The following is a 24,884-nucleotide window of genomic DNA, read 5'->3' on the forward strand; positions in this document are numbered from 1 at the left end:
GACATGTCTGTCAAAAATGCCTCCTCGCGCGGATCGCGCCGCAACCAGACGCGAGCATCGAAAAGCGCGCCTGCCCGGAAAGCCAACCGGTCGCGCCCGTCTGGCCGCAGCCAGTCCAGCGCCGGTGTGCCAGAGACCCTGGAGATGACCTCGTCTGGGCGCGCGGCAGGAACGACGCAGGAGCGTACGGGGAGCGCATTTCGGGCCGTCGGCAAGGGGCTTGGCTCTGCATTTGGTGCCACCGCGCGCGGAATGGGCAATGTCGCCCGCGGCCTAGGAAATGGCCTTGCGGGCTTAAAGCCGAGCCAGGATGCACCTGCAGACGGCACGGAGGATTTCGAGAGAACAAGGGAGCCACAGGAAATTTCTGACAGCGCCGGGAAAAAGAAGAAAAGCAAGGTAACTCGCGCGCGTGATATCGCGGCCGAGGAGGAAGCACAGGCTGCCGAGGAGGCCGCGCCATCTTCCCAGGGTGGGTTCCGCGTCAATAATCCGGATGCGGTTGCCTTAGTACTGATTGGCGTATCCATCGTCCTCGCCGCCACCGTGTGGTTTGGCGTCGCCGGCCAGGTGGGTGCCTGGGTGGGTAATCTGGTGCGCTACGTCATTGGCGCCGGTGCGTGGGTGCTTCCCATTGCGCTCGTCGCGCTGGCCATCTCGTTCATGATGGAAATGGACGGTCCATCCGGTCGCATCAATCCGCGTATTGCCGGTGGCACGTCGATCATCGTGCTGGCGATGCTGAGCCTCATCCACATCTTTGCCGGTAATCCGCCGCTTGGTTTTACCACCGATACCGCGGGCGGGGCCGGTGGTGTTGTGGGCTTTGCCATTGGCGGGATTCTGGATGCTGCGTTTACCTCGTATGTCGCAGTACCCCTGCTCTTCCTCGTCATCATTTACGGCGCGCTGCTGGTTACGGGTATTACCATCCGCGAGGCCTATGAGCTCGTTGCGGATTCGCTGCGCTCGGCCTTTTCCCGCTTTGGTGGCAGCGAGGCGGACTACGACGATGCTGGCGAAGACGATCTTTACGGCCACGTATCTGGCGATATTGACGATATTGCGCATGGCCGCGAGCGTTCCGAGCGCTCCGCCCCGAAGCGCCGCAGCACGTCCACTCCGCGCAAGACTGGCAGCTCCTATCCGGTGCAGTCGCTTGCCGAAGTCCCCGAGGACGACCACACCGTCGCCTTCAACACCCCAGTCCGCGCGGGCTATGAGCCGGTGGACCGCAGCGACGAAGAGCTGGGCTACGGCGCGGACTCCCAGGTTGGGGATACCGATGCCTTCCCAGCAGTAGACGACGCTGACTACACTGACGACGCGGAATCCACCCAACCGGCGTTGCCAGAAAGCGAGCCCACCCGCGTTTTGGGTGCTGCCACTGGCGGGTCATCCGCCGGCCGCAAGAAGGGCGATGCAGCTTCGCGCGCTGGTCGAGCCGCGGGTGCCGCTGGTGCTGCTGCTTCTGGGGTGGCTGGTGTTGCTGGTGCCGCTGGCAAAGCCAAAGGTGTTGCTGGAGCCGCCGCGGGCGCGGCTGCCGCAGGTGCTGCCAAGGCCGGATCTGATGCCGTGTCTTCGGCGCACGAGGAGGCTCGGCGCCTGTTCCGTGAGCGCTCTGGTCGCGATGCCGCCACCGGCGCACAGGTAGAATCCGCTGCGGCGGAGCAGCCTGCCGCGCAACCCCAAGCGCCCGCCCCAGCGCAGTTTGGCAACGACAACTATGCGGTGCCCTCTACAGATCTCCTTACCCCTGGTACGCCTGCGAAGGAACGCACCGAGATCAATGACCGCATCATTGAGGCCATTACTGATGTCTTCGAAGAGTTCAACGTCAATGCTCAGGTAACGGGCTTTAGCCGTGGCCCCACGGTGACCCGCTATGAGATTGAACTTGGACCAGGCGTGAAGGTCTCAAAGATTACGAACCTGCAATCCAACCTGGCCTATGCCGTAGCGACCGATAACCTGCGTTTGCTTACGCCGATTCCAGGCAAGTCCGCGGTGGGCATTGAGGTGCCTAACCCGGACCGCGAAATGGTCCACCTGCGCGAGGTCTTGGACGCGCCCAGCATGACGTCTTCCCCGGACCCAATGTTGATTGGCCTGGGCAAGGATATCGAGGGCGAATATACATCCTTTTCCGTGCAGAAGATGCCGCACCTGCTGGTTGCCGGCGCTACCGGTTCCGGTAAGTCCGCGTTCGTGAACTCCATGCTGGTCTCGCTGCTGACCCGCGCCACCCCGGAGCAGGTACGCCTGATCCTCGTCGATCCAAAGATGGTCGAGCTCACGCCGTATGAGGGCATCCCGCACCTGATTACGCCCATTATTACCCAGCCGAAGAAGGCCGCCGCGGCCCTCCAATGGCTGGTGGAGGAGATGGAGCAGCGCTACATGGATATGAAGGCCGCGCGCGTGCGCAAGATCGAGGACTATAACCGCAAGGTAGTCTCCGGCGAATACCAGGCCCCGGCAGGTTCCGAGCGCGAGGTTCGGCCGTACCCTTATATCGTCTGCGTCGTCGACGAGCTGGCGGACTTGATGATGACCGCCCCGAAGGAAATCGAGGACTCCATCGTCCGCATCACCCAGAAGGCCCGCGCCGCCGGCATTCACTTGGTGCTTGCTACTCAGCGCCCGTCCGTCGATGTGGTCACCGGCCTTATCAAGACCAACGTGCCTTCCCGCTTGGCCTTTGCCACCTCGTCCTTGACCGACTCCCGTGTCATCTTGGACCAAGGCGGTGCGGAAAAGCTCATCGGCATGGGCGATGGTCTATTTATCCCGCAGGGCAAGCGCCCAGTGCGCATGCAGGGTGCATTCGTCTCCGATGACGAGGTTATGGATGTCGTCGAGGCCGCTAAATCTCAGGCCGCCCCGAACTACACCGAGGGCGTGACCGAGGAAAAGCAGTCTGAGGCGAAGAAGGAGATCGACGATGACATTGGCAAGGACATGGATGACCTCCTCGAGGCCGTCGAGCTGGTGGTCACCGCCCAGCTGGGTTCCACCTCGATGCTGCAGCGCAAGCTGCGCATCGGCTTTGCCAAGGCGGGTCGCCTGATGGATCTGATGGAATCGCGCGGTGTCGTGGGGCCATCGGAAGGCTCCAAGGCCCGCGAGGTTCTGGTCAAGCCCGAAGAGCTCGACACCATCCTGTGGATGATTAAGGGCGCCGATCCTGCCGAGGCTCCCAAGGAAATCCAGGACGAGATGAACCAAGAAGAGGCAGACGATGATGCGGGCGATTCTGCAGAGTCTGCTACTTCCGATGCCCCCGATGCGCCCAATTCCGATACGCGGACGGTGCAAGCAACCTATAACCCATCGTCCGGAGCATTCTAAGTAGTGTAAGATAGTCACGGTCTTGGAGGGGAGTACCCCACATACGGCATAGATCGTCAACACGGTAGCCTGGCGCTCCCGGTCGTGTCGGCCCAGCAAGGAATAGTCGCTGGGCGGGGGAGACCTCCGGTCACTTTCTTAAAGTAAATTCGACCGGAGGGATCTCGCGATGAACGTCCCATTGTGGGTGTGGCTGGTCACCGGTGCGGTGATTCTAGCCTTTTTTATATTCGACTTTTATTCTCACGTGCGCAGCCCACATGAGCCCACCTTGAAAGAGTCGGGTCTGTGGACCCTTTTCTATATTGCCGTCGCCGTAGTTTTTGGCGGCGTCGTCTGGGCCGTTTGGGGCCATGAGCACGGCATCCAGTTCTTTACCGGTTATGTCACCGAGCAAGCGCTCTCTGTGGATAACCTCTTCGTATTCGCGCTTATCATGGGATCGTTTAAAATCCCGCGCAAATATCAACAAAAGGTGCTGCTCATCGGTATCATCATCGCCCTGGTCTTTCGCTTGGTATTTATCTTGCTGGGCGCGGCGGTTATCGCGGCGTGGTCCGATATCTTCTACCTCTTCGCCATCTTCTTGCTGTATACCGCCATCAAGTTGGTCATCGATGAGATTCGGGACGCGCCGGAGACCAACCCGAACGATATGGCCATCATCAAGCTCGTGCGCAAGGCGGTAGATGTTACCCCGCAGTACCACGGGGACAAGCTCACCCACCGTGCGTACGATGGCTCAAAGAAGGGTAAATTTGCTTTCACGCCGCTGTTTGTGGCGCTGGTGTCCATTGGGCTTATCGATGTCATGTTTGCCTTCGATTCCATTCCGGCAATCTACGGCATCACCTCGGAGGCGTTTTTGGTCTTTACCACCAACGCATTCGCACTGATGGGCTTGCGCCAAATGTACTTTCTTATCGATGGCCTCTTGGACCGCCTCGTCTACCTGCCCTACGGCCTGGGCATCATCCTTGGCTTTATCGGCGTCAAGCTGCTTTTCCACGCATTGCATGAGAATAACCTGCCGTTTATCAATGGCGGCGACAATATCGAATCCGTGCCGGAAATTTCCACCATCGGCTCGCTAGTGGTCATCGTTGGAGTTCTGGTCATCACCGTTCTTGCATCGGTTATTAAGAACATGCGCGATAAGACCCAAGGCGTAGTGGCTGTCTCCCACAACCGCTACGACTGGGATGAGGAAGGAAATAAGATCGTGCGCAATACCCGCGGGGATTACTTGGGCAAGGCCGAGGAGCTGCCCAAAGAAGATCTACCCAACTAGGGGGCTAAAAGCGGGCTTTGACCGGGTTCCACTCGCGGAAGCTTCGGCCCTGGAGGCATCCTTCTTGATAGAAGGGGTCACCGTTCATCAGCTGGATGACATCGGCAACCTGGGTGTCATCATCGTCAAAGCACACAATGATGAGTGCGCCTCCCTGGGAATCCGTGAACGGTCCCGAGGCCACGATGGTGCCCCCATCAAATAACTTCCCAGTAAACTCGCGGTGGGCAGGGCGCACCTTCGCTATCTCTGGATTGGCTGGGTTGTATTCATAATTGACTGCAAAATATTTCATACCTCCCAGTATAAATTCTCGGGGGAGTGTGCCGCGAGACCAGAACCCAAGCGGGTAGTATGTATAGGGTGAATCAACCCGGAGCACAGTCAGCGCAGTCCTCGGATGTGAATCCGCAGGTCTCTAATTGGAATCTGCCAAATGTCCTTACCTGCCTGCGTATCGTTTTCATTCCGGTCTTTGCATGGCTGGTCATCGGCGGCCACCAGTGGTGGTCTTTCGGCGTCTTCGCCGCATTAATGCTCACGGATAAGCTCGATGGCGATATTGCCCGCGCCCGCGGGTTGATTACTGATTTTGGCAAGATTGCCGATCCCATTGCTGATAAAGCGCTCATGACCACAGCGCTGGTCTGCCTTAATATCGTCGATCAGCTTTCGGTCTGGATCACCATCATTATCTTGATCCGAGAATTCGGCATCACCATCTGGCGCATGGCCCTGCTGCGCCGCGGAAAGGTCGTCCCGGCCTCTAAAGGCGGCAAGTTGAAGACCGTCCTGCAGTCCTTCGCCGTGGGTCTATACTTGTGGCCGCTTCCCTCGTGGATGGATATTCCTACCTCCTTCATCATGTGGATGGCCGTTGTGGTAACTGTCGTTACCGGTGTGCAGTATCTCATCGACGGCCAGAAGCAAAATAGCTAAACGCAATGACCTTCACAGAATCTGACCTCGTTGCCTTATTGACAGCGCGCCACGAGTCCGTGGCCTTTTGTGAATCACTGACCGCCGGCTTAGCCAGCGCTACCATCGCTTCGGTGCCTGGGGCGTCTGCCGTCTTGCGTGGCGGCCTTATCACCTATGCCACCGAGGTAAAATCTCACTTCTTGCATAAACCAGTCTCAGAGATCGAACGCGTAGGCGTCGTCTCTGGTGAAACCGCAGTCGATATGGCCCGCGCCGCCACCGCGGAAACTGGGGCCGATTGGGGGATAGGGCTTACCGGTGTTGCTGGGCCGGACAAACAAGAAGGAAAAGATCCCGGCACGGTATTTTTAGGAATCTATTCTGCCGACCGCATAGCGCAGTCTTATTGCCTGCGCGACTTGGGTACTGCACGCAACGAAATTAGAAACGCCACGGTAGGAGCAGCGATCGCCCAACTTGGTGCGGTCATCAAAAATTTTCCTACCAGTGGGGAACAAATTTCATCGAAGGAGCGTTAAAACTTACGATGAACATTTCTACAGCAGTCCTCGACCACTCGGCGCAGACTGCCGCGGAACCTGCGGCAGCGGCACCATCGGCGCCACAACCTGCCCGCGCACCCGAGCCACTATTGCGTGAAGCATTGGGCTTGACCCTGCGTGCATTCCGCGCGGATAAGTCAGTTACTCTACGCGAATTGGCTAGCGTTGCCCGCGTGTCACCGGGCTACTTGTCGGAGCTCGAGCGAGGCCGCAAGGAAGTTTCTTCTGAGCTATTGGCCTCCGTGTGCCATGCGCTCGACGCGTCTGTATCGGATGTCCTGATCGAGGCTGCTGGTTATATGGCGCTGCCCTCGATGGATGAAGAGCTCGCGCATACTGCGCCGGCTGCTTCTGAGCTTTAACGCGTGCGCGACTCTAAAGAGAGTAGCCGCGGTGGATACCTGCGATTAGTGGCGGCAGAGCCCTAGGCGTTGGGTTACTATAAACACGACAACGCGACGCATTCCCACATTCCTTAGAAAGGTCTAGAGCATAATGGCGAATCCATTTGTTAAGGGTTGGAAGTACCTCATGGCACTGTTCGATAATAAAATCGAGGAGAATGCCGATCCGAAAATTCAGATTGAGCAGGCCATCGAAGATGCCCAACGTCAGCATCAAGAGCTATCGCAGCAAGCCGCGGCGGTCATTGGCAATCAACGCCAGCTGGAGATGCAACTTAACCGACGCCTCGCCGAGGTTGAAAAGCTGCAGGGCAATACCCGCCAGGCGCTCGAACTTGCCGATAAGGCACGCGCTAATGGCGATGAGAGCAAGGCCGTGGAGTACGAGAACGCCGCTGAGGCCTTTGCCGCTCAGCTGGTTACCGCAGAGGAGTCTGTCGAGGACACGAAGAAGCTCCATGACCAGGCATTGCAACAAGCTGAGCAGGCAAAGCGCGCTGTAGAACGCAATAATGCCGCACTGCGTCAGAAGGTTGATGAGCGTTCGAAGCTGCTATCGCAGCTGGAACAGGCAAAGATGCAGGAAAAGGTTACTGAGTCTTTGAACTCCATGAACGAGCTCTCGGCCGGCGGCAACACGCCTTCGCTCGATGCCGTGCGCGATAAGATTGAGCGCCGTTACTCCAAGGCTCTGGGGCAGGCGGAATTGGCGGAAAATTCTGTAGAAAACCGTATGGCGGAGGTTCAGCAAGCAGGCATCCAGATGGCCGGCCACTCCCGCTTGGAGCAGATCCGTAGCGAGATGAACTCCACGAAGTCCGTAGAAGCTAACCACACTCAGGCCATCGAGAGCAATAAGGCCTCTGGTTCCGCTGCGGATCAGGCCGCTCAGCCGACGTCGAATGATGACGCCGTCCAGGCCCGCCTGCGCGAGCTACGCGGAGAGTAACTCCCTCACCCCTCGCTCTTCATTACGCAAACTGCGCAAAAGCCTCCGATCTTTCCTTTCCCGCTCCGAGCGGTGGGGGAAGGCGGAGGCTTTTGGCGCTAGTCGGGCGTGTGCCTTTGTTGCCTTAGTCTCCGACGCCGCGGGCCTGGAGGGCCTCGCCAATGGCCTGAGCGCGCCGAATAGAGCGGATGATGACGGGCGTGACAAACGCCGAGGGGGAAAACCCAGCCCCGCGCGCCTTCCGTGCATCGAGAACCTCATAGACCGTTTCGAACATGAGGGGGATGAGGCGGATTGTCAGGGACATCGCCAAGCTGATGTTCTCTACTGGGACGCCGAATCGTTTAAGCGGCTGGAGGGATTCCTCCAGGGACTCCATGATCGCGTCGACCGTTGAGGTAAGAGTTAATAAGAAGGCCAGAATCATGGCGGCCAAGATGTTGAGGAACATCACGGCGGCGTAGCCAAAATCTTTCGCCCACCACTGGAACCCGGCAAGAGGAATGAGGATTATCAGGGGCGGCCAGAGCTGGCTCCACGCAATCCGTGGGGGAATGCGGGCAACGATATACGTCAACGCTGCGGCAATTACCGCGCCGCCAGCCCACGGCAAAGAGTCGAAAAAGATGCTGGTAACCAGGATAAATACCAACAGGATGAGTATTTTCCAACTGGGCTTCATCCGGTGGATTACCGTCGTGCCCGGAACATACACGGAAAGCGGAATATTGGTTTTGCGGCGAGTCATTAGTTGGTGACTTTCTAGAGTGGCCGTTGCGCCATGAGGTCTCGGTAAAAATCGATGACCTCTTGGGGAGCTCCATCGGCGGCAACCTTGTGGTCATCGATGCAGATGACGCGGTCAAAATCCGTGAGAAATTCCAGATCGTGAGTAACCACGATGAGCTGCTGGTCGAGCTGTGCGAACTCGCGCTTAATGCGGTCGCGATTGCGAAGGTCGAGCAGCGTCGTTGGCTCATCGGCGATGATGAGCACCGGGTCAATGACCAGTACGGCGGCTAAGGCGAGTAATTGTTTCTGTCCACCAGATAGCGTGTGCGGGGAACGTTCGGCGAAGTCTAGAAGCCCGAACCGCTCTAGGGCGGCATCGACTCGCGCAGTGCGCTCGGCCTTAGATAACTTGAAACGGCGCAGCGAAAAAGCGATGTCATCGCGCACGTTGGACATGACGATCTGATTTTCTGCATCAGAAAAGACGAAACCCACCTTTTCGCGCACCTTTTTGCCCTGCTCGCTGGGACTTATGCCGTCGACGGTGACGGTACCCGCGGAGGGCTCACCCAGGCCATTGATTAGCCGGGTCAGCGTGGACTTTCCGCCACCATTTTGACCGATGATGCCGATCCTCTGCTCGCTTAAAGTGAGGTTGATGTCATCGAGGACCACCGTCTCATCAAAGGTTACTGTCACCGAGGAAAAGTCGATGGTGGGCACTAGGAGGCCTTCTTACCCATCAGGTCGGGGAATGCGGAGTGAACACCGACGGCGATGATGATGGCCACGATGAGCTTTGCAGTGTCAACGAGGACGAACGGGCCTTGCGCCGCGATGGCCGGGCCGACGTCCAATCCGGAGCGAAGCATCAAGCCGATCGCGCCACAGGTGTACTGCACCAGGAGGCCTGCGATGGCCGCGATAGCGAGAACAATGGTCATGCCGCCCTTTCCGCGTGGGGCGCGGTAAGCAATGGCGCCTGCGACGATTGGGGAGAGCACGTATCCGACGATGTATCCCACGGTGGGGCCGGCGAGCGCGCGGAGCGTGGTGCCACCGCCTGCCAAAACGGGCAATGCCAAACCAAGAAAGAGGAATAGGAGCCCAACGTAGCCGCCGCGTTTGCCGCCTAAGATGAGTCCGGCCAAAATGAGCGCGGCGTTTTGCAAGACGATGGGGACGCCGGCGGTGCCTACGGGGATAGAAACGAAGGCTAAAACGATAACGAGGGCGGTAAATACCGCAACATAGGCAATGGTGGTTGCCACGGAGTTATTCTGCATGGGAAAAGATTAGCATCTTGGGTAAAGGCGCTGTAGACATGCATATTTGAACGTTGTTCAAGTACAACATTTTTAGGGTCCTGGTAAAGGCTTTGGAAAAATTTCCATGGTGGTGGGTAGGATTGCGCGCATGCGATTGACGGAGTACCACCAATTGGTTGTGGATGAATTTGGCGAATCAAAAGGGGCGTGGATTAGCCATTCGCATGTTTTATCTGCGCTCAATGGAACGCCGGATGAACTTATCGAACGTGGCGTCGATCCCCGCCGTGTATGGATAGGGCTGTGCGATGACTTCGATGTCCCCCAAGAGCGCCGTCTCGGCGTAGATTACCCAACCTTATAGGGACTGAGAAAAGCTGAAAATGCGTGTCCATTTTCGATATTCGAACAGATGTATGTACTCTAGTTGGAGTGTCGGTGTGGGCGACTACAGTGGGATTGCAATGAGGGCGGAACCATTTAGGGCTCTGCAGCAGTCTAATTAAGTGTTCACGCAGTGTCGTACGAGATAAGGATTTATAACAATGGCAACGAAAAAGAAATCATCCTCAGCCGCAACCAAGGGAGATGACCGCCAGAAGGCGCTAGATGCAGCTATGGCCATGATCGAAAAGGATTATGGCAAAGGCGCCGTTATGCGCTTGGGCGATGATGACCGCCCGCCCATCAAGGCCATTTCTTCCGGCAACACGGCAATCGACGTGGCACTGGGTATTGGCGGCTTTCCCCGCGGGCGAATTGTGGAAATCTATGGCCCAGAGTCCTCTGGTAAGACGACGGTGGCACTGCACGCAATTGCCTCGGCGCAAAAAGACGGCGGCATTGCAGCGTTTATCGATGCCGAGCACGCCCTCGACCCCCAATATGCACGCCTGCTAGGTGTCGACACCGATAACCTCCTCGTATCCCAGCCTGATACTGGTGAGCAGGCCCTAGAAATAGCAGATATGCTGGTGCGCTCCGGCGCCATCGACATTATCGTTGTGGACTCCGTGGCGGCGTTGACCCCAAAGGCGGAAATTGAAGGCGAGATGGGCGATAGCCACGTGGGCCTGCAAGCTCGCCTTATGTCCCAGGCCTTGCGCAAGATGACCGGTGCGCTATACAACTCCGGTACCACCGCAATCTTCATCAACCAGCTGCGCGAAAAGATCGGTGTGATGTTCGGTTCCCCGGAGACCACCACCGGTGGTAAGGCGCTGAAGTTCTATTCCTCCGTGCGCTGCGATATCCGCCGTATCCAGACCCTGAAGGATGGCCAAGACGCCATTGGCAACCGCACAAAGCTCAAGGTGGTAAAGAATAAGGTCTCCCCACCATTCAAGATCGCCGAGTTCGACATCATGTACGGCGAGGGTATCTCTCGGGAGTCTTCCATCATTGATCTCGGCGTAGAAAACGGCTTCATCCGCAAGTCCGGCTCCTGGTTTACTTACGAAGGCGATCAATTGGGCCAAGGTAAGGAGAAGGCCCGCTCCTTCCTTAAGGACAACCCAGACCTTGCCAATGAGATCGAAAAGAAGATCTTCCAGAAGCTCGGCATTGGGGAAGAGGCGGCAAATGGTGAAGAAGCTACCGCCATGGATGTCCCCGGCTCCGATGACCCATTGACGGATGAATCCGTAGATTTGGTCCCGAACGTCGACTTCGATGACGACTAATCCTGTCCACCTGCAATCCCATCGCTTTTAACCCGCGCTATGAATCAACCCGCCCCTGAAAAGTTAGAGCAACTCCGCCAGGCCCTTGCCGCCTATGAAAAAGGAGAAGCCGGGGGCGGGCTTTTTGATCGGGAGGCGGAGGAGGCAAAATCCAAGGTTCGTTCCCGCGCCTTGGGTTTGCTGGATCAACGTTCGCGATCCCGTCAGGAATTGTATGACCGTCTAGTACAAGCCGAATTCGACCCCGAGGTGGTTGAAGATGTCCTCGATGACTTAGCGCATGCGGGCCTCATTAACGATGCTGCCTTTGCCGCCGAATGGGTGCGGCAGCGGCACAAGCGGAGGGGGAAATCGCGCAGCGTCCTCGACCGCGAGCTCCGAGACAAGGGCGTAAGCCAAGCGGATAGAGACGAAGCCCTCGAGCAGATAGATGCCGCCGATGAAGAAGCTATGGCCCGAGCCTTGGCGGAAAAGAAGGCGCGCAGCCTGAAATCCGTTCCTGCAGATAGGAAGGAACGGGATAAGGAGCTGCGCAGAATCGTAGGCGTATTGGCGCGCCGTGGGTTCAACGAGGGAATGTCTTTGAACATTGCCATTAGCGCCCTCGAGGAGCGTTGCGAGGAGCTGTCTTCTCCTTAAATCCGTACGCCTAGTGGGACACTAACCTAGGCACTCGCGCGCGCATCCCCACGCACAGCGGGTGCGCACCCTAACGCAGTGCACCACGCCCTGGTCTCATCTTCCAGTCTTCATGGGCGCCTAGCAGCGACGGTTATGAGTTGTTCTGGGTGATGGCTAGACTATGCCGACGTGGAGCAGACAATTCCTGAAACCCGTACCTATGAAGTCCGAACCTTCGGCTGTCAGATGAATGTGCACGATTCTGAGCGCATCTCTGGCCTGCTTGAGGAAGCTGGCTACGCGGCCGCCGACGAGGCCACGGAGCCGGATCTCATCGTCTTTAATACGTGCGCAGTCCGCGAAAACGCCGACAAGCGCCTGTACGGCACGCTGGGCGCATTGAAGAAGACGAAGGAGAACCACCCAGGCATGCAAATTGCCGTGGGCGGTTGCCTTGCGCAAAAGGATAAGGACACTGTCCTTGACAACGCACCGTGGGTGGATGCCGTCTTCGGCACCCACAATATGGCGGCATTGCCAACCCTCCTCGAGCGCGCCCGCCATAACGAGGAAGCCCAGGTAGAAATCGTCGATTCGCTAGAGGCGTTCCCCTCGGTTTTGCCCGCTAAGCGCGAATCCGCCTACGCGGGTTGGGTGTCGGTGTCCGTAGGCTGCAATAACACCTGTACTTTCTGCATCGTTCCCTCCCTGCGCGGTAAGGAAGAGGACCGCCGGCCGGGCGATATCCTGGCCGAGGTACAAGCGCTGGTGGACCAGGGCGTCTCTGAGGTCACCCTGCTGGGCCAAAACGTCAACGCCTATGGCGTGAATTTCGCCGATCCAGAAATGCCGCGCGATCGCTTCGCTTTCTCGAAGCTGCTGCGCGAGGTGGGGAAGATCGATGGCCTCGAGCGTCTGCGGTTTACCTCCCCGCACCCGGCAGAATTTACCTCAGATGTTATCGACGCCATGGCGGAAACCCCGGCGGTGTGCCCGCAGCTGCATATGCCGCTGCAGTCCGGATCGGATAAGGTCTTGAAGGACATGCGCCGTTCCTACCGCACGAAGAAGTTCTTGCGCATTCTCGATGAGGTTCGCGAGAAGATTCCAAACGCGGCGATTACTACCGATATCATCGTCGGCTTCCCGGGCGAGACCGAAGAGGATTTCCAGGACACCATGGAGTTGGTTCGCCGCGCTCGCTTCGCCTCGGCGTTTACCTTCCAGTATTCCCCGCGCCCTGGCACCCCCGCGGCAGAGATGGAAAACCAAGTGCCCAAGGAAGTCGTCCAGGATCGCTTCGAGCGGCTCGTTGCGCTGCAGGATAGCATCCAGGCAGAAGAGAATCAGAAGCTCGTGGGCACTGAGGTGGAGCTCTTGGTCCAGGCTGAAGGCGGGCGCAAGAACGATGAGACCCACCGCATGTCGGGTCGCGCTCGCGATGGGCGCCTCGTGCACTTTAGCCCCATCGACGACAACGGCGCGGATATCTCCGCCGAGATTCGCCCAGGCGACGTCGTGCGCACCAAGGTCACCGGTGCAGGCTCGTTCTTCTTGCTTGCCGATGCCGCAGTAGCCACCCACACCCGCACCAAGGCCGGCGACATGTCGGCGGCGGGCCAAACCCCCACTACCGCTCCCATTGGGGTGGGGTTGGGACTGCCGGGCATCGGCAAGCCCGCCGGCGCTGCCACAGCGGATTCCTGCGGCTGCTAACCGGGGGAGTAGGCTAGGGTGCCATGACAGAGCGAAATACCACCAGCGCCGCCCAGGAGGCGGCACAGGCGGAGCGCCGAGCAGCACAAACCATGGATCTGCGTGGGCAGCAGCTGACGCTGTTGATCGCTGTGGCGGCCTATATTGTCTACCTCATCGTTCCTTATGCCGGCTCTGCCCACGGGTGGCAGGTTCTGAGTTTTGGCACCACCGATGACGGGGTGAAGATCTCGCTGATGGAAACCGTCTCCGCGTGGCTCGCGCTACTCGGCGTGGGCGTGCTGACGACGGCGACCTTGCTGACCCGCCGCGCCACCCTCGGGCTGATTGCGTGGATGATGGTGACGGTTTCTTTCTTCGTCAACCTGTGGGGCTTTTGGTACCGCGGCTCCACCGCAGACGGCCCGGCCATTGGCATGTGGGTGGGCATGCTGGCCACCTTCCTGGCCTTCTTGGGCTTTAGCCTCGTCGCCCTGCGCCGCAGCCCGGAGCAACGCGCGGCCGAGGAGAAGGTCCGCGCCTCGGCGGGCCAGCTGGATGAGGTAGGCAAAATCCAGTCCGATATTGCGTCCCCACAGCCGCAGGAGATGCTTATCGATGACCGCCGCAAGAAAGCCGCCGAGCGCCACCGTCACCAGCAGGAGGGCTAAAGGTGCAGCTCCCAGGCTGAGGATTGGGAGATTTCCCGCGCCCCGAGCCGTGCATATAGCGCGTTCATAGCTGCGTCACCGGCGGCGACGGAACAATAGCAGCGGCGCACCTGCGGCCACGCTCGGTGGACCTCGTGCAGGGCGGTGAGTTTTGCCAATTGTGCTAAGCCTTGCCGGCGGTGGTCGCGGTCGGTGACGGTGAGGGTCCATTCGCAGACCTCCGGATCCGCAGCCTCATGGCGCGCCAGTTCCGTGAGCGCCACGATGTCGCCGGCGTCATCAATGAGCGCTACGAGCAACGTATGTCCGCGCCGCGAACGCAGGCGTTGGTGCGCCTCCTCCAATCGCTGCCGAGACCACACGATGGGTTCGGTGGACAGGGTGCCGGTATCGGCATCTGCGGAGGCGACCGTTAAAAGGCGCATGACATCGTCGATGTGTTCTTCCGGAATGGCATAGTCCTGCCATACCGCGGCCGAAAGCCCAGGCGGAAAGAGGGCAGCAGCCGACTGTTCTGGAATATCGATGGTTAGTTGCCGCTCACTATGGCGCTGCGTAAAGCCCAGGGATTGATAGACCTCCGCCATCGCGTCGTACTCCGGCGAAGTCTCCGGCGGGTGCAGCAGACCCACGTGCGCGACGCTGCGGCCGAGCTGTTGGGTGATCTTTAAGGCGGTATCTCCCATCCAGGTAGCCACCTTCTGCCCCTTGGCATCAAGGGGTTCTCCGGGCAGTGGCAGATCGCAGAGGACGCACTCGATTTCCGCGGCATTGCGCTCTTCTAAAAGCGGCAGGCTAATGTGGATAAATCCTACATAGTCCAGCTCGGGGCTCGGTGCGGTGGCGGGGATTTGGGGCAGGCCAAGCTCGGAGACAGGACCGAGCGTCGCCGGCGCATCGACCACGGCGAAAAGGTAGGTCTGCGATTCGCCCGAACCTTGCAGGCGGTGCACCACGCGGCTAGGCGAGGTCGAGGCCGCCGCATCCCCACTGGCTTCCTGCGCCGCCAGGTTTGCCCAGAAAACAAAGGATCGGATGCAATCCGCCGGTTCAGCCTCGGATACCTGGGTGGGGCGCGCAATCTGAACGAGGTGCACTATTTATCGTTGACGGCATTGGCAGCGGCATCGGCAAATTCCTGCCATTGCTCCGCCTGCGCGCGCAGCTCCGCGGCCTTCTTCTCTTTGCCCTTAGCTTCCGCGGCCGCGGACTGGGCCTTGAAGTCTTCCACCTTGGCCTGGAACTGGGCCACGCGAGCCTGCGCTTCAGGGTCGGTGCGCCGCCATTCGGATTCTTCCGCCTGGGTGACGCGCTTTTCTAGCTGCTCGATCTTGGATTCGTACTCGCGCACCTGATTGCGGGGCACAAAGCCGATTTCCTCCCACTTTTCCTGCAGCTCGCGCAGCTTAGCCTTGGCCTTGTCCATGCTTTGCGATGGGTCAATCAGGCTATCGTATTCCGCAAGCAGCGCGTCCTTTGCCTTGGCGTTTTCGGCGAACTCGCGGTCCCGCTCGTCGTTGACGGCATTGCGGGCATCAAAGAAGCGGTCCTGTGCCGCGCGGAACTTTGCCCACAGCTGGTCATCGACCTCGCGTGGGGCGCGGCCAGCCGCCTTCCACTCCGCCATGAGATCGCGGTAGGCGCGGGCGCTAGGGCCCCAGTCGGTGGAGTCCTGGATGGCTTCAGCGCGCTCGACGAGTTCTTCCTTCTTCTTTCGCGCCGCCGCGCGGGCGCGATCGAGTTCTGCAAAGTGCGAACCGCGGCGCCTATTGAAGGCATCGCGGGCGCGAGAGTAGCGTTTCCACAGGCCGTCATCGGTCTTCTTATCGATGCCCTTAATCTGCTTCCACTCTTCCAAAATGGCGCGGATGCGGTCACCGGCGGCCTTCCATTCGGTGGAATTTTCGGCAATCTCTTCCGCCTCGGCGGCGAGTTTTTCCTTCGCCGCAATGGCATCCAGTCGGCGCTTTTCCTTATCCGCCTGCGCCTGCTCCCCGGCCACAACGGAGTGATCGATAACCGCGCCCAGGCGGCGATCCAATGCGGCGATATCGCCAATAACCGCAGCGGTAGGCAGGGTCTCGCGCAATTCCGCGGCCGTCTGCTTGATTCCTGCGGCTTCGCTGGGGTTGGCGCGCAGGCGAGCCTCCAAAAGCTCGATCTCGGTGGCTAGATCGTCATAGCGGGCGCCGAAGTGCTCGAGGCCCTCTTGCGCAGAGCCTGCCTGCCATTCCCCAATCTTGCGCTCGCCCTCGGGGGCGGAAACGAAGACGGACCCATCGGCATCGACGCGCCCCCACTTGGCTGGATCGTTCTTGCTCGGAGATTGAACGGGCACGGGCTTGGCTGTAGGGCGGGGGCCCTTCTTGGGCATGGAACCTGGAGTAGGGGTGGGAGACATGGAAAGCCCTCCTAGACATATATCGCCGCGCGTCACGGCTGCCGGATGAAATCACTGGTTACATTACCGCGAAAAATCGCTGTGTGCCTAGAATCTATTTAATTACCTCCTCTTGGGTAGATAGTATGGAGGAATAATGTTCAATCTCATGGTTATGCCCGCCTCGCCGGCGCTGGCAGTCGAGCTAGCTCCCAACGACGCCGCCTCGCGGGCACTGCTCGCGGCGGCGCGCACGCTCGCGGTTGAAGCCGCTGCCGCCGGCATTAACGAGGCAGAAATTATCGGATCCCGCTCTCCACGCTGGCATACCAGCCATACCGGAAGCCTGCGCGCATGGGGTGCTCACCAGGTGCACGTGGGCGCCGGAAGCTACCTGCCAGAGATCATGGCCCACTACGTCTTATCCACGGTCCCACAGATAACGGTCCGCGATAGCCGCGATCGCCTGGGCGCGCCAGACCCTAAGGTCCTGAGCGTTGTGGTCGCAGACGGCAGCGCAGGTCTTACCGAGAGGGCACCGCTGGCCCTTATCCCCGGCGCGCAGGAGGCGCATCGGTGGTGCGAGGAGGTGCTGATGGGGGCATCGGCAAGCAGCAATGCCGAGTGGCTTCAGCAACGTGGCGTGGAAGAGCCGGAGCTCTGGTTGGAGCTTGCTGGCTGCACGCCCAAGCGCGCGCAGGTGCGGGCGACGGATGCCACCCTCGGAGTAGGCCGCTACGTGGCTGGTTGGGAGGTAATATGCGCCCCATCGCAGTAGTTGGCCCCACCGCCTCCGGCAAATCTGCGCTCGGGCTGGCCCTAGCCCATGAACTGGGTGGGGAAGTGGTCAATGTCGATTCCATGCAGCTATACCGCGGCATGGATATCGGCACCGCAAAGCTTTCCCCCGCAGAGCGCGAAGGCATTCCGCACCACCAGCTCGATGTCTGGGACGTGACGGAAACCGCCTCCGTGGCGCGCTATCAGCAGGCGGCCTTGCGCGATATCGAGGACATCATGTCCCGCGGTAAGACGCCCATCCTCGTCGGCGGATCCATGCTCTATGCCCAGGCGTTGGTGGATGATTGGCAATTCCCGCCCACCGACCCGCAGGTCCGTGCCAAATACGAGGCCCGCCGCGCCGATATCGGAACCGACGCACTCCACGCCGAGCTGGCACGCGTCGATCCGGCCGCAGCCGCCATTATTGAGGACAAAGACCCCCGGCGCACCGTCCGGGCACTCGAGGTCATCGAGCTGACCGGCAAGCCCTTTAAGGCCAGCCAGCCGCCGAAGAATGGCCCGCCTCGGTGGGGAACCAAGCTGCTGGGGCTGCGCACAGATAGCGAGTGGTTGAACCCGCGCATCGAAAAGCGCACGCGCCTCATGTTTGAGCAAGGCCTCGTCGAAGAAGTAGAGCGCCTGCAGGACAAGGGGCTTGTGGCCGATTCCACCGCCGGCCGCGCGATTGGTTATGCGCAGGTGCTACAAGCCCAGCGCGGCGAGCTGACGTGGGAGGATGCGGTAGAACGCACGATTACTGGCACCCGCCGGTACGTGCGCCGCCAGCGTTCCTGGTTCAACCGCGATAAGCGCATTACCTGGCTCGATGCCGCGGGCGATACTACCGCCGAGGCTTTGCACGCGCTTCGGCGCTAGGGTAGAAGGCATGAAATTTGCCAAAGGCCATGGAACTGAAAATGACTTCGTCATCGTAGAAGACTTCGACGCCGACGTGCCGATTGCACCGGAGCGCGTGGTGGCGCTGTGTGACCGCCGGGCGGGCATCGGCGGCGATGGCCTGTTGCGCGTTGTGCGCGCCGGCGCCCTCGTGGACGCGGGCGAGTTGGCGGCACTTCCGGACGGGGTGGATTCCGCCGACTGGTTTATGGATTACCGCAACGCCGATGGGTCCGTGGCGGAAATGTGCGGCAATGGCACCCGCGTCTTTGCCCACTGGCTGCGCTCGCACGACTTGGTTAGCGAGGACGCATTCACCATCGGCACCCGGGCGGGCGCCAAGCAAGTAACGGTGCATTCCTGCGATGCCACTGCCGCTAGCGTCACCGTGGAGATGGGGCCCGCGCGCGTGACCGGGGTATCTACCGCGTCCGTGGGCGGTGAGTCCTACGCCGGCCTCGGGGTGGATATGGGCAACCCGCACCTCGCCGCCGTCATTCCAGGCCTCGAACCGGAAGCATTGGCCGCCAAGGACCTCACGGCGCCGGTCTACGACGAGTCCTTCTTTCCCGGCGGGGTGAATTTTGAGCTGGTGACCCCGCTGCGGGAGGGGCACGTGCATATGCGCGTCTTCGAGCGCGGGGTTGGGGAGACGCAGTCGTGCGGTACGGGCACGGTCGCGGCAGCTACCGCCGCGCTTGCCGATGCCGCCCAAGCCCTCGGCACCGTCCATGTCCACGTTCCCGGCGGCGAGGTCACCGTCGAGGTCTATGATGGCGGCACGCGCTTGACGGGCCCGTCCGCCATCGTCGCGACGGGCGAAACGAGCCTGTAAGGGCCTTAGTTTTCGTCGTCGATCTGCCGCGTGCGGTAATCCGGGCCGAGCCGGAAGGCCGCGCGGCGGGCCGCCAGCCAGGATTCTTTCAGCTCGCGGGCGCGCTCATCGGTGACGCGGAGGAGGGCTTCCAAGTCCTGCGTGCGCATGCCGTGGGCGTGGACGCGGATATTGAGCCGGCGGAGGAAGCGGCGCGCCCCAGCCAATTCGTAGTGGAACGCATCGATGGCGGGGTGGGAACAGTCGAGGTCCAGCAGTGCTGGCCGGTACAGCGTGCGATCCGCAAGCGGCTCGGCCTCCGTGGACGTTTCGAATTCCTCGAATTCGGCGATGACGTCCTGGATATCGTCCGCCGAAAGCGAAATGGAGCTGCGCAGGGCCTTTCTTTCCGCGGTATCGGGGCGCGTGCGCAGCATGAACCAGCCCGCGCCCACCAGCATGGCGGCGATGATGAGGCCGGGCAGTTTTAGCGTTACAACGATCGCGATCGCGCAAAGGACAAGCAGGATAAAGACAAGTATCCTCCGGTTTTGCGGATCGCTAAGGAAAGGCATGGCCTAAAAATCTAGTGTCCGCCGCAGCCGCAACCGCCGGATCCACAACCGCATCCGCCATCGCCGCAGCCGCCGGACGGCATGTCAATAGCGGCGGTGAGCAGGGCCGTACCGGAGATCACGGAATCCTTGGCCGGCAATTCGCCACGGTCCGCCGGCAGGCAGAGATCGAAGGGGAAAAGCCCGTCCATGACGAGGTGCGCGAACTTTTCGCCGGTGAGTTCATTGGTGCGCCATTCGGCTTCCATCACCCGGGCGGCAAAGGTGGCGGCGGGCGTGGGGGCCTGCGCGCCGGAGCCAGAGGCGATGACGCGTGCGCCTTCGGAGTCAAAAAGGGCGGGGTACTCACCGGTCTTGGCCTCGTAGGCAGAAGGGGAGTCGTAGGTGGTGATATCAAGCCCCATTGCGGTCAGCGATACCTGCTGCCAGTCCTGGCGCGGTTCTTCTACCAACAGTGGACCCTGCGCGAGATTCGCCGTGACCTGGGCCAGCGGCGTGCCGAATGGATCGATGATGTCCATGATCGCTAGCACGTCATTAAACATCTCTACGTGGGCAAAACCCTGCGTGACCGCATCGAAACCGATAAAGGTGGCGTAGGGCTCTACCGCCAAGATATTAAGCTGGGCGCCCGAAGGATCACCGTATTGGATGAGCTGGCCACCTCGGACCTCACCGGTTACGGCAAGGCGGTCCGTGGCGATGGCTGCCTCGACCGCGTCCTGCCAGCGTTCGAAATCCAAGCCGATGGCCTGCATTTCGGTATTCTTTTTCTGGGTAGTAGTCGTTGGCCTAGGCTGCGTCGTTTCCATAGCCACCATTGTATCGCTTTGTCCAGTACGCCCGGAAACCGCAATTCCCGTTTAGCCGCCTAACGTGCCAAAATAGATAGCAATATGAACAAATTTTCCCCGCAGAATTCTGATAGCTCCGCGAGCAAGGACGAACTTCTCGCCCAGGCCTTCCGCGACCACGCGGATACCACGCAGGAAACCACGCCGACCAGCGGCGATTTAGATTTGGCCGAGCGCAACGCCTTCCGCCGCGTTACCCGCGAGACCTCCATCCGCGCCGAGGACACCACCGATGGCTACGAGGTGGAATACCGAAAACTGCGCCTCGAGCGCGTTATCCTCGTGGGCGTGTGGACCGAAGGCACCGTAGCGGAGGTCGAAGCCACGATGGATGAGCTGGCGGCCCTAACCGAGACCGCCGGCGCCGACGTAGTCGAAATGATCTACCAAAAGCGCGATAAACCCGACCCGGGCACCTTCATCGGCTCGGGCAAGGTCAAAGAGCTCCACGATATCGTCGAGGCCACTGGGGCCGATACCGTCGTCTGCGATGGTGAGCTAAACCCCGGCCAGCTCACGGCGCTCGAGCGGGCGCTAAATACCAAGGTCATCGACCGCACCATGCTCATCTTGGACATCTTTGCCCAGCACGCAAAGTCCAAGGAAGGCAAGGCGCAGGTCTCGCTAGCACAGCTGGAATACCTCTATACCCACACCCGCGGTTGGGGTGGCAACCTTTCGCGCCAGGCCGGTGGCCGCGCCGGTTCTAATGGCGGCGTGGGCCTGCGCGGTCCCGGTGAAACCAAGATCGAAACCGACCGCCGGCGCATCCGCACCGAGATGGCGCGCCTGCGCAAGGAATTGCGCGGGATGAAAACCGCCCGCGAGGTCAAGCGCTCTCGGCGCCAGTCCTCCACGATCGCTCAGATCGCCATCGCAGGCTACACCAACGCCGGCAAATCTTCGCTCATTAATGCCATGACGAACGCGGGCGTGCTTGTTGAAGACGCGCTTTTTGCCACCTTGGATCCCACCACGCGCCGCGCCTCGCTTGCCGATGGCCGCCAGGTCGTCTTCACCGATACCGTCGGCTTCGTCCGCCACCTGCCCACCCAGCTGGTGGAGGCCTTCAAATCCACCCTGGAAGAGGTGCTCGCCGCCGATATCATGCTGCACGTCGTCGACGGATCGGACCCGTTCCCGCTCAAGCAAATCGAGGCGGTCAATAAAGTCATCTACGATATCGTCAGCGAGACTGGTGAGCAGGCCCCGCCGGAAATCATCGTGATCAACAAGATCGACCAGGCCGATCCGCTCGTGCTCGCGGAGCTGCGCCACGTCCTGGATCATGAGGACGTCGTCTATGTTTCGGCGCGCACGGGGGAGGGCATCGACGAGCTGAGCGCGCGCGTGGAGCTCTTCCTCAACTCCCGCGATAGCCACGTTAAGCTGCAGGTTCCCTTCACCCGCGGCGATGTCGTCTCCCGCGTGCACGCCGAGGGCACCGTGCGCAGCGAGGAATATACCGAAAATGGCACGCTTGTCGATGTCCGCCTGCCCGCCACCACCGCCCGCGAGCTCGCCGAATTCATCGTGGAGGAAGATTCCTAAAATTCGTGCTCCATGGCCCATAATGGTGGTTCGTGAGCATACTAGGTTGGACCGTCCACGGCGACGGTAAGAAGATTGCACCAGGCGCCGTGGTCGCGCCCGAGGAACGACTAAGTTGGGGCCGAACCATTGGCATCGGCATGCAGCATGTGGTGGCGATGTTTGGTGCCACGCTGTTGGTGCCCACCCTGACCGGATTTCCGGTCAATACCACGCTGCTATTTTCTGGCATCGGCACCATCCTCTTCTTGCTGATTACGCGCAATCGTCTGCCGTCCTACTTGGGCTCGTCGTTTGCTTTCATCGCTCCGCTGACCGCCTCGCAGCAATACGGGATTGCGGCGCAGGCCGGATCCATTCTGGTGACCGGTTTGGTGCTGGTGGCGGTCGGTTTCGTGGTCAAGGCTGCTGGCAGGCGGGTGCTCGATGCTGTGATGCCACCGGCGGTTACCGGCGCCATCGTCGCGCTCATCGGGCTCAACTTGGCGCCGAATGCGGCCGAAAACTTCGCCAGCCAGCCGTTGGTAGCAGGCATTACGCTGCTGGTCATCCTCTTGGCCACTGTGGCCGGGCGCGGCATGGTATCGCGCCTGTCCATCCTCATCGGAGTGGTCGTCGGCTGGATTTTCGCCGCCCTGACCGGCAACTTGGGCGAGGATGCCAAGGCCGCCATCGATGCCGCCCCGTGGGTAGGACTGCCCGAATTCCATGCCCCTGAGTTCCATCTTTCGGCCATCGCCGTGGCCCTGCCGGTGCTCGTGGTGCTGATTGCGGAAAACGTCGGGCACGTTAAGGCTGTCTCCGAGATGACCAACCGCGACTTAGACGATCTTGCCGGCGATGCGCTGATTGCCGATGGCCTCGCTTCCTCCCTCGCCGGCGGCTTCGGCGGCTCCGGTACCACCACCTATGCCGAGAATATTGGCGTCATGGCCGCCACGCGCGTCTATTCCACCGCCGCGTATTGGGTCGCCGCCTTAACCGCAATCTTGCTGGCCTTCGTCCCGAAGTTCGGCGCGCTGATTTTCACCATCCCTACCGGCGTGCTCGGTGGGGCAACCCTCGTGCTCTACGGTCTTATCGGCATGCTGGGCGTGCGCATCTGGATGGATAATGAGGTCAACTTCAATAACCCGGTGAACCTGACCGCGGCCGCGGTGGCCTTGATCGCGGGCATCGGTAACCTGACGCTGACCGTGGGCGGGGTGAGCTTGGAGGGCATCGCCTGGGGCTCGGTCGGCATCATCGTTGCCTATCCGATCATGCGGAAGCTGTACGAAACCGTGGGCGAAGGCCACGACGCTAAATACTAAATTCTGTGGATAACTTTGTTGAACCCGCCGCGAAATAGGGCCATAGCGGTACGGTTTGCAGCCTATTCCACAGGCCTTCGTGCGTGCGGTCGCGGCTGCGCCGGGTTCTGCGCTGTACTAGGCGGCATGAACGCACTCGACCGTTACTTATCCGCGCTGGGCCAGGGGATGGACATCATCGCCGCCGCCCAGGGCTTAAGCGAGCGCGACTTGGTGGAGCGCGGTGCCAGCGACGTCGCCGCGCGCGATGTGGTGCAGCTTTGCGATATCTATTTTGGCCGCAGTGCCTTTAGCGCCAAGCAACGCACGGCCCGCTCGACGACGCACCCACTAGACGTGCTCACCCTGATCGAGAAATTCGCACTGCGCGCTCGCACCCAGCGCGATGCCTGGGCCGTGCGCTCCGAGTTGTGTAAATTTCGCGGCAGCGCCACGGCCTTGCGCAAACGGGCGCGCGCCATGTTGCGGGAGCTCCAACCGCCCCGCACTCCCAAGAAAGGAGTGCGCATTACCCGCCGGCCGCGCGGACCGTGGTCGTTGACCATTACCGGGGAATCCGCCGATGTCGCCGATATGCACGCCGCCCTTGATAACCAGAGCCCACTGGACTCAGTTAAGTCCATCTTCTTCGGCGGGAAATCTGGGGCGCGCACCACTGCGAGCACGCAGGTGGTCATCACCTTGGACGAGCTCGATCGCATCGTTGACGGCGATGGCGAGGAAATAACCCTGCAGCTCACCAATGGCTCGCGAATCAGTGGTGCTGACCTCGTGAGCCGGGTTTTAAGCGATCACGGATACATCACGCTTGTGCATCCCGTTGAGGGACCGGTCAATTTGTACCGCACGTCCCGGTTCGCCAACGCGAAGCAGCGGTTGATGGCTGCCGCAGTCAATCCCGTATGTCCCTGGGAAAAGTGCAACTATCCTGCGGATGAGTGCCAGATCCACCACCTAGAAAGCTGGCAGCACGGTGGCAATACCAATGCCGCTAATCTCGCTACCTGCTGCCCGTACCACAACGGCGTTAACGACGATGACCCGAAGGCGCCACCGCGGCGCGGGCGATTGGCCCGAATACAAGGAAAGGTTCGCTGGCTTCCTCCCTGGGCCACGCCTCCCAGAAGCCCTAACGGAAACGACAGGCCATCGAACACTGGCCGCAATTGAGTGCTGCACTAACGAGTTAAATCTGCTCACAGGGGCAGCGAAGAACTGCCTGCGGATCGCAAAAGCTCCCCGCCATCAAGGCGAGGAGCGTACGAATCGTGCTTAAACACTAGTTATGAGCAGCAGCGTTTAGGAAGCATCAAGATCCTGCTCGATGAGGCCCGCGATCTTCTCAACGGCTTCTTCGTTGTCAGAGGTAACGGTGACCTCGTCGCCCTGCTCAGCACCGAGGGCCATGATCATTAGGGAAGAAGCGGCGTCGGTTTCGTTATCGTCATCTTCACCAACAAGGTTCAGGAAAATGTCCTCGTCGAATTCGCCGGCAGCGTCAGCAATGATGGAGGCAGGACGTGCGTGCAGTCCTACGGAGGAGCCGACCTTTACAGTCTTGGAAGCCAT

Annotated in this window: 26 protein-coding genes; 17 read left to right on the top strand and 9 right to left on the bottom strand. The window is 60.3% G+C overall.

What is annotated here, in order from left to right; all coding sequences use genetic code 11:
• Positions 1–144 precede the first annotated feature (144 nt).
• Both ABRP95_RS03340 and ABRP95_RS03345 read left to right on the top strand, forming a co-directional pair.
• Positions 145–3,351, top strand: a complete 3,207-nt coding sequence (locus tag ABRP95_RS03340; RefSeq protein WP_502880349.1) for an FtsK/SpoIIIE family DNA translocase — start codon at positions 145–147, stop codon at positions 3,349–3,351.
• 169 nt (positions 3,352–3,520) lie between these two features.
• Positions 3,521–4,642, top strand: a complete 1,122-nt coding sequence (locus ABRP95_RS03345) for a TerC/Alx family metal homeostasis membrane protein (RefSeq protein WP_284769636.1) — start codon at positions 3,521–3,523, stop codon at positions 4,640–4,642.
• 4 nt (positions 4,643–4,646) lie between these two features.
• On the opposite strand, the gene ABRP95_RS03350 is transcribed toward ABRP95_RS03345, so the two are convergent.
• Positions 4,647–4,937 (bottom strand): YciI family protein, encoded by a 291-nt coding sequence (locus ABRP95_RS03350; protein ID WP_284769637.1) that lies wholly within the window; start codon positions 4,935–4,937, stop codon positions 4,647–4,649.
• Between the two features lie 59 nt (positions 4,938–4,996).
• On the opposite strand from ABRP95_RS03350, the gene pgsA reads away from it, so the two are divergent.
• The 4 genes from pgsA to ABRP95_RS03370 all read left to right on the top strand — a co-directional run bounded on the left by pgsA (position 4,997) and on the right by ABRP95_RS03370 (position 7,479).
• Positions 4,997–5,581: a CDP-diacylglycerol--glycerol-3-phosphate 3-phosphatidyltransferase gene (pgsA, locus tag ABRP95_RS03355; RefSeq protein WP_349838945.1), complete on the top strand. Its 585-nt coding sequence runs from the start codon at positions 4,997–4,999 to the stop codon at positions 5,579–5,581.
• Positions 5,582–5,586: 5 nt separating this feature from the next.
• Positions 5,587–6,102, top strand: a complete 516-nt coding sequence (locus ABRP95_RS03360; protein ID WP_284796038.1) for a CinA family protein — start codon at positions 5,587–5,589, stop codon at positions 6,100–6,102.
• Between the two features lie 8 nt (positions 6,103–6,110).
• Entirely contained in the window at positions 6,111–6,488 is a 378-nt protein-coding gene (locus tag ABRP95_RS03365; RefSeq protein WP_005278839.1) for a helix-turn-helix domain-containing protein, read from the top strand.
• A 133-nt stretch (positions 6,489–6,621) separates the two neighbouring features.
• On the top strand, positions 6,622–7,479 hold the full coding sequence (locus ABRP95_RS03370) for a PspA/IM30 family protein (RefSeq protein WP_349838946.1): 858 nt from the start codon (positions 6,622–6,624) through the stop codon (positions 7,477–7,479).
• A 124-nt stretch (positions 7,480–7,603) separates the two neighbouring features.
• Here ABRP95_RS03370 and ABRP95_RS03375 read toward each other — a convergent pair whose 3' ends face one another.
• From ABRP95_RS03375 to ABRP95_RS03385, 3 genes are read right to left on the bottom strand one after another with little or no spacing between them, the layout of a single operon-like run.
• Entirely contained in the window at positions 7,604–8,227 is a 624-nt protein-coding gene (locus tag ABRP95_RS03375; protein ID WP_284852006.1) for an energy-coupling factor transporter transmembrane component T family protein, read from the bottom strand.
• Positions 8,228–8,241: 14 nt separating this feature from the next.
• The gene (locus ABRP95_RS03380; RefSeq protein ID WP_284769641.1) at positions 8,242–8,934 is read right to left on the bottom strand and encodes an energy-coupling factor ABC transporter ATP-binding protein; all 693 of its coding nucleotides are present in this window, start codon (positions 8,932–8,934) and stop codon (positions 8,242–8,244) included.
• Complete coding sequence (locus ABRP95_RS03385; RefSeq protein WP_349838947.1) at positions 8,934–9,497, bottom strand: biotin transporter BioY; 564 nt, start codon at positions 9,495–9,497, stop codon at positions 8,934–8,936. The genes ABRP95_RS03380 and ABRP95_RS03385 overlap by 1 nt, the downstream gene beginning before the upstream one ends.
• A 130-nt stretch (positions 9,498–9,627) precedes the next feature.
• Between ABRP95_RS03385 and ABRP95_RS03390 the strand changes: the two genes are divergently transcribed.
• From ABRP95_RS03390 to ABRP95_RS03410, 5 genes are all read left to right on the top strand, one after another.
• The gene (locus ABRP95_RS03390; protein ID WP_284769643.1) at positions 9,628–9,843 is read left to right on the top strand and encodes a DUF3046 domain-containing protein; all 216 of its coding nucleotides are present in this window, start codon (positions 9,628–9,630) and stop codon (positions 9,841–9,843) included.
• A gap of 181 nt (positions 9,844–10,024) precedes the next feature.
• Positions 10,025–11,161: a recombinase RecA gene (gene recA, locus ABRP95_RS03395; protein WP_005283473.1), complete on the top strand. Its 1,137-nt coding sequence runs from the start codon at positions 10,025–10,027 to the stop codon at positions 11,159–11,161.
• A 39-nt stretch (positions 11,162–11,200) separates the two neighbouring features.
• Positions 11,201–11,800 (top strand): recombination regulator RecX, encoded by a 600-nt coding sequence (gene recX, locus ABRP95_RS03400; protein WP_349838948.1) that lies wholly within the window; start codon positions 11,201–11,203, stop codon positions 11,798–11,800.
• Between the two features lie 171 nt (positions 11,801–11,971).
• Positions 11,972–13,498 (top strand): tRNA (N6-isopentenyl adenosine(37)-C2)-methylthiotransferase MiaB, encoded by a 1,527-nt coding sequence (gene miaB, locus ABRP95_RS03405; protein WP_349838949.1) that lies wholly within the window; start codon positions 11,972–11,974, stop codon positions 13,496–13,498.
• 23 nt (positions 13,499–13,521) lie between these two features.
• Positions 13,522–14,148, top strand: coding sequence for an Rv2732c family membrane protein (locus tag ABRP95_RS03410; protein ID WP_284853255.1), 627 nt, complete (start codon positions 13,522–13,524; stop codon positions 14,146–14,148).
• Here the strand turns inward: ABRP95_RS03410 and ABRP95_RS03415 are convergent.
• Both ABRP95_RS03415 and ABRP95_RS03420 read right to left on the bottom strand, forming a co-directional pair.
• Positions 14,145–15,245, bottom strand: coding sequence for a GNAT family N-acetyltransferase (locus ABRP95_RS03415; protein WP_349838950.1), 1,101 nt, complete (start codon positions 15,243–15,245; stop codon positions 14,145–14,147). The two genes, ABRP95_RS03410 and ABRP95_RS03415, sit on opposite strands and share 4 nt — an antisense overlap.
• Positions 15,245–16,549 carry a DUF349 domain-containing protein gene (locus ABRP95_RS03420; protein ID WP_349838951.1) on the bottom strand — a complete coding sequence of 435 codons (1,305 nt, stop codon included), beginning with the start codon at positions 16,547–16,549 and terminating at the stop codon, positions 15,245–15,247. Before ABRP95_RS03420 ends, ABRP95_RS03415 begins: the two co-directional genes overlap by 1 nt.
• 136 nt (positions 16,550–16,685) lie before the next feature.
• Between ABRP95_RS03420 and ABRP95_RS03425 the strand changes: the two genes are divergently transcribed.
• From ABRP95_RS03425 to dapF, 3 genes are read left to right on the top strand one after another with little or no spacing between them, the layout of a single operon-like run.
• Positions 16,686–17,306 (top strand): protein-L-isoaspartate O-methyltransferase family protein, encoded by a 621-nt coding sequence (locus ABRP95_RS03425; RefSeq protein ID WP_284782123.1) that lies wholly within the window; start codon positions 16,686–16,688, stop codon positions 17,304–17,306.
• On the top strand, positions 17,288–18,187 hold the full coding sequence (gene miaA, locus ABRP95_RS03430) for a tRNA (adenosine(37)-N6)-dimethylallyltransferase MiaA (RefSeq protein ID WP_284769650.1): 900 nt from the start codon (positions 17,288–17,290) through the stop codon (positions 18,185–18,187). Before ABRP95_RS03425 ends, miaA begins: the two co-directional genes overlap by 19 nt.
• Positions 18,188–18,197: 10 nt before the next feature.
• Positions 18,198–19,043 (top strand): diaminopimelate epimerase, encoded by an 846-nt coding sequence (gene dapF / locus ABRP95_RS03435; RefSeq protein ID WP_349838952.1) that lies wholly within the window; start codon positions 18,198–18,200, stop codon positions 19,041–19,043.
• A 5-nt stretch (positions 19,044–19,048) separates the two neighbouring features.
• On the opposite strand, the gene ABRP95_RS03440 is transcribed toward dapF, so the two are convergent.
• Together ABRP95_RS03440 and ABRP95_RS03445 are read right to left on the bottom strand one after the other, a co-directional pair.
• On the bottom strand, positions 19,049–19,597 hold the full coding sequence (locus ABRP95_RS03440; protein WP_349838953.1) for a hypothetical protein: 549 nt from the start codon (positions 19,595–19,597) through the stop codon (positions 19,049–19,051).
• A gap of 11 nt (positions 19,598–19,608) precedes the next feature.
• The gene (locus ABRP95_RS03445) at positions 19,609–20,418 is read right to left on the bottom strand and encodes a hypothetical protein (RefSeq protein ID WP_349838954.1); all 810 of its coding nucleotides are present in this window, start codon (positions 20,416–20,418) and stop codon (positions 19,609–19,611) included.
• Positions 20,419–20,493: 75 nt separating this feature from the next.
• Between ABRP95_RS03445 and hflX the strand changes: the two genes are divergently transcribed.
• The 3 genes from hflX (at position 20,494) to ABRP95_RS03460 (ending at position 24,485) form a co-directional block, all read left to right on the top strand.
• Positions 20,494–22,002: a GTPase HflX gene (hflX, locus tag ABRP95_RS03450; protein ID WP_284769654.1), complete on the top strand. Its 1,509-nt coding sequence runs from the start codon at positions 20,494–20,496 to the stop codon at positions 22,000–22,002.
• Positions 22,003–22,034: 32 nt separating this feature from the next.
• Positions 22,035–23,315, top strand: coding sequence for a uracil-xanthine permease family protein (locus ABRP95_RS03455; RefSeq protein ID WP_284782114.1), 1,281 nt, complete (start codon positions 22,035–22,037; stop codon positions 23,313–23,315).
• A 126-nt stretch (positions 23,316–23,441) separates the two neighbouring features.
• Positions 23,442–24,485: an HNH endonuclease signature motif containing protein gene (locus ABRP95_RS03460; RefSeq protein ID WP_349838955.1), complete on the top strand. Its 1,044-nt coding sequence runs from the start codon at positions 23,442–23,444 to the stop codon at positions 24,483–24,485.
• A gap of 129 nt (positions 24,486–24,614) precedes the next feature.
• On the opposite strand, the gene ABRP95_RS03465 is transcribed toward ABRP95_RS03460, so the two are convergent.
• On the bottom strand, positions 24,615–24,884 hold the full coding sequence (locus ABRP95_RS03465) for an HPr family phosphocarrier protein (RefSeq protein WP_023022720.1): 270 nt from the start codon (positions 24,882–24,884) through the stop codon (positions 24,615–24,617).

The sequence above is a fragment of the Corynebacterium sp. KPL2895 genome, assembly GCF_040225815.1.
In the GTDB taxonomy this organism is placed as follows: Bacteria; Actinomycetota; Actinomycetes; order Mycobacteriales; family Mycobacteriaceae; genus Corynebacterium; species Corynebacterium rhinophilum.

Coding starts and splice junctions, on each gene's coding strand:
- ABRP95_RS03345 (WP_284769636.1), top strand. CDS start 3,521: ATGAACGTCCCATTGTGGGTGTGGCTGGTCACCGGTGCGGTGATTCTA.
- pgsA (WP_349838945.1), top strand. CDS start 4,997: ATGTATAGGGTGAATCAACCCGGAGCACAGTCAGCGCAGTCCTCGGAT.
- ABRP95_RS03420 (WP_349838951.1), bottom strand. CDS start 16,549: ATGTCTCCCACCCCTACTCCAGGTTCCATGCCCAAGAAGGGCCCCCGC.
- ABRP95_RS03370 (WP_349838946.1), top strand. CDS start 6,622: ATGGCGAATCCATTTGTTAAGGGTTGGAAGTACCTCATGGCACTGTTC.
- ABRP95_RS03375 (WP_284852006.1), bottom strand. CDS start 8,227: ATGACTCGCCGCAAAACCAATATTCCGCTTTCCGTGTATGTTCCGGGC.
- ABRP95_RS03410 (WP_284853255.1), top strand. CDS start 13,522: ATGACAGAGCGAAATACCACCAGCGCCGCCCAGGAGGCGGCACAGGCG.
- recX (WP_349838948.1), top strand. CDS start 11,201: ATGAATCAACCCGCCCCTGAAAAGTTAGAGCAACTCCGCCAGGCCCTT.
- ABRP95_RS03360 (WP_284796038.1), top strand. CDS start 5,587: ATGACCTTCACAGAATCTGACCTCGTTGCCTTATTGACAGCGCGCCAC.
- ABRP95_RS03425 (WP_284782123.1), top strand. CDS start 16,686: ATGTTCAATCTCATGGTTATGCCCGCCTCGCCGGCGCTGGCAGTCGAG.
- ABRP95_RS03445 (WP_349838954.1), bottom strand. CDS start 20,418: ATGGTGGCTATGGAAACGACGCAGCCTAGGCCAACGACTACTACCCAG.
- ABRP95_RS03350 (WP_284769637.1), bottom strand. CDS start 4,937: ATGAAATATTTTGCAGTCAATTATGAATACAACCCAGCCAATCCAGAG.
- ABRP95_RS03390 (WP_284769643.1), top strand. CDS start 9,628: ATGCGATTGACGGAGTACCACCAATTGGTTGTGGATGAATTTGGCGAA.
- miaA (WP_284769650.1), top strand. CDS start 17,288: ATGCGCCCCATCGCAGTAGTTGGCCCCACCGCCTCCGGCAAATCTGCG.
- ABRP95_RS03365 (WP_005278839.1), top strand. CDS start 6,111: ATGAACATTTCTACAGCAGTCCTCGACCACTCGGCGCAGACTGCCGCG.
- ABRP95_RS03440 (WP_349838953.1), bottom strand. CDS start 19,597: ATGCCTTTCCTTAGCGATCCGCAAAACCGGAGGATACTTGTCTTTATC.
- ABRP95_RS03460 (WP_349838955.1), top strand. CDS start 23,442: ATGAACGCACTCGACCGTTACTTATCCGCGCTGGGCCAGGGGATGGAC.
- ABRP95_RS03465 (WP_023022720.1), bottom strand. CDS start 24,884: ATGGCTTCCAAGACTGTAAAGGTCGGCTCCTCCGTAGGACTGCACGCA.
- dapF (WP_349838952.1), top strand. CDS start 18,198: ATGAAATTTGCCAAAGGCCATGGAACTGAAAATGACTTCGTCATCGTA.
- hflX (WP_284769654.1), top strand. CDS start 20,494: ATGAACAAATTTTCCCCGCAGAATTCTGATAGCTCCGCGAGCAAGGAC.
- ABRP95_RS03385 (WP_349838947.1), bottom strand. CDS start 9,497: ATGCAGAATAACTCCGTGGCAACCACCATTGCCTATGTTGCGGTATTT.
- recA (WP_005283473.1), top strand. CDS start 10,025: ATGGCAACGAAAAAGAAATCATCCTCAGCCGCAACCAAGGGAGATGAC.
- ABRP95_RS03340 (WP_502880349.1), top strand. CDS start 145: ATGACCTCGTCTGGGCGCGCGGCAGGAACGACGCAGGAGCGTACGGGG.